The sequence below is a fragment of the Frankia sp. CoWAU3 genome (assembly GCF_977971855.1).
The window spans coordinates 1-2,651 of record NZ_CDWWXB010000015.1; the positions used below are offsets into that span (position 1 = coordinate 1).

The 2,651-nt window shown below is 70.1% G+C and carries 2 protein-coding genes and 1 pseudogene; 1 reads left to right on the forward strand and 2 read right to left on the reverse strand.

The window, feature by feature from the left end:
* Nucleotides 1-159 precede the first annotated feature (159 nt).
* Nucleotides 160-363 (reverse strand): hypothetical protein, encoded by a 204-nt coding sequence (locus AC08ON_RS03140; protein WP_476606343.1) that lies wholly within the window; start codon nt 361-363, stop codon nt 160-162.
* A gap of 638 nt (nt 364-1,001) precedes the next feature.
* On the opposite strand from AC08ON_RS03140, the gene AC08ON_RS03145 reads away from it, so the two are divergent.
* Nucleotides 1,002-1,844 (forward strand): PAC2 family protein, encoded by an 843-nt coding sequence (locus AC08ON_RS03145; protein WP_476606344.1) that lies wholly within the window; start codon nt 1,002-1,004, stop codon nt 1,842-1,844.
* Nucleotides 1,845-1,973: 129 nt separating this feature from the next.
* Here the strand turns inward: AC08ON_RS03145 and AC08ON_RS03150 are convergent.
* Nucleotides 1,974-2,651 (reverse strand): annotated as a pseudogene (locus AC08ON_RS03150) (hypothetical protein); the annotation flags it as partial.

Here is a 2,651-nt window from a genome sequence, read left to right on the forward strand (position 1 = left end):
GGCGAGTACTCAAAGATCCAGGTCAGACCGTCCTGAACCAGCCACCGGCCAGCTCAACGGACTCCAAAGATCAACTTATCTAGGAAACTCCCGCTAGCTCAGGTAGCTCGGTAGCTCAGGGTCGTCCGGCCGCACGGTGCCCGGTTGACCGCACGGTGCCTACGTGGCCGCGAAGTACTTCGCCTCCGGGTGGCGCAGGATGATCGCCGAGGTGGACTGCTCCGGCACGAGCTGGAACTCCTCAGCGCGCGACGGGCCGTTGCCGTCCTCGAAATTCACCGGGTCGAGGCAGAGGCTGGCCGCCTGCAACAGGGGGCCCATGGCGCCGTCGGCCACCAGCACACGCTCGGTCAGGACGGACACCAGATCACCGCGCACTGGCCAAGAGTACCGGGACGGGTTTCTCCTACCACCGGTACGGTTTACCCTCCCGTCCGGACGCCTCCGAGGATGCCGGCCACGGGCACGACGGTGATCACGGTACGGTGATCACAGCATGGTGATGATTGCGGGGTGGGAATGCCGGACGCGTCCCGGCGGGTTGCCCATGGCACGGTCGCGGGTGGCACAGCTGCGGGAACGGAGGCGTGACGTCGGACCGCGCGGGTGTGCTCGGCGCGGCGGTCCGCACAAACACGGGCTGGGGCACGCCGGTCCGGCGGCGGCCCTGGGCCGGGCCGTTCGCATTCCCGCGACGGCGGGTATCCGTTCAGAGCCGATACGGTGCAGCCACCGCATCGATCCGGAATGGATGTCCGATCCGCCCGGGTCTAGCGCCATCGAGAGACCGAGGAAAGGCGTTCCCACGAGAACATCGGCAGACTGGACCAGCGTAGGTTCCCCGTGGACGACCACTGGTCGCCCGCGGGTCACCGGCTCACGGGCCATAAGGGAGGCTGACGTCACGCATGTCGGCTCTGGGCAGGAGTCGTCTCCGTGAGGACGTACCGTTGCACTGTCACGGGGGCAGTGGGCCGCCGCGGGGCGGCAGGAGGTGGTAGGTGATCGAGTTCTCCGGCGTCGGTCAACTACGGTCGCCGGTCGTAGTAGCCGCCTTCGAAGGGTGGAACGACGCGGCCGATGCCTCGTCCGCCGCCGTCGAGCATCTGGAGACCGCCTTCAAGGCCCGTGTCATCGGTGCTATCGACCCCGACGACTACTACGACTTCCAGGTGAACCGACCGACGGTGAGCGGGACCGACGGGGCCTCCCGGAAGATCTCGTGGCCGACCACCCGCCTGTCGGTGGCGCAGCCGCCGAAGTCCGAGACGGACTTGGTGCTGATCCGCGGGCTGGAACCGAACATGCGCTGGCGTGGGTTCACCGACGAGCTGATCGAGGCCGTCCACGCCCTCGGCAGCGACATGGTGATCTCCCTCGGGGCGCTGCTCGCTGACTCACCGCACACCCGGCCGGTCCCAATCAGCGGAACCGCCGGGGACGCGGCGACGGCTGCCCGACTCGGGCTGGAGCCGTCCCGTTATGAGGGGCCGACCGGCATCGTCGGCGTCTTCGGGGAGGCATGCGCACGGGCCGAGCTCGCCTCGGTGTCGTTCTGGGCGGCGGTGCCGCACTACGTGGCTAACCCACCCTGTCCCAAGGCGACCCTCGCGCTGCTGCGCCGAGTGGAGGACCTGCTGGACATCGAGATCCCGCTGGGCGACCTTCCCGAGCGGGCGAAGGCATGGGAACGGCAGGTGGACGAGCTCGCCGCCGGGGATACCGAGGTCGCCGAGTACGTCCGTTCGCTGGAGTCACGCGAGCCCGAGACGGCGCTGCCCGAGGCCAGTGGGGACGCAATCGCCCGGGAGTTCGAACGGTACCTGCGCCGTCGCGGCCAGTAAAGGCCGGTAAGAGAGCCGGCTCGGTAGAAGTCGGTAGAAGAAGGAAAGAGGGCGAGGGTACGCCGCGGGCCGGGAGCCCAAGGCGCACCCCGCACCTGCACCGGGCCACCCTTCTCCTCGACGATCTCGCTACTCCTCGACGATCTCGGCGTCGATGATGTCCTCGTCGGCGCCACGGCGGAACGGCACGTTCGCCGAGTTCGTGACCGGTTCGCGCGGAATGGGCGGGGTGTGGGATTCCCCGTCCGCGACGTCGGCCTGACGATGCCGGCCCGGGGAACGCCGCCCCGTGCTGGCGACGCGACCGGTCGCCCACGCGGTTCCGGAAAGATCCGACGCTCCGGCACCGCCCGCGGGGACCGCACCGCCCGCGGGGAAACCGGCAGGACCGGCTCCGCTCGGCGTCCCAGGCGTGCCCGGCGTCGTCGGCGCGGCCGCACCCGACCGGGCCAGGTCGGTGACCGCCCGGTCCACCTCGTCGGAGGCCAGGACCCCCCGCAGCCGCAGCATCGCGCCGATGATCTCACCCTGCTGGTGACGCAGCGCCTCGAGCGAGGCGGTGCACCGGGCGATCTCCACCTCCAGCTCGGCATGCCGCTCCCGGGCGAGCCGGCGGCTCTCCTCCACGGCGTCGAGGAGGAGCTTCTCGGCCTGTTCCCGGGCCTCCCGCACGATCGGGTGGTTCGCCCCGGCGTCCTCGATCACCTCTTCCAGCGCCGCCTCCGCGATCTGGCGGGCGCCGGTGACGATCTCCTCGGCCTCCTGCTGGGCGATGGTCAGCATCTGGCCGATCCGACCGCCGGCATG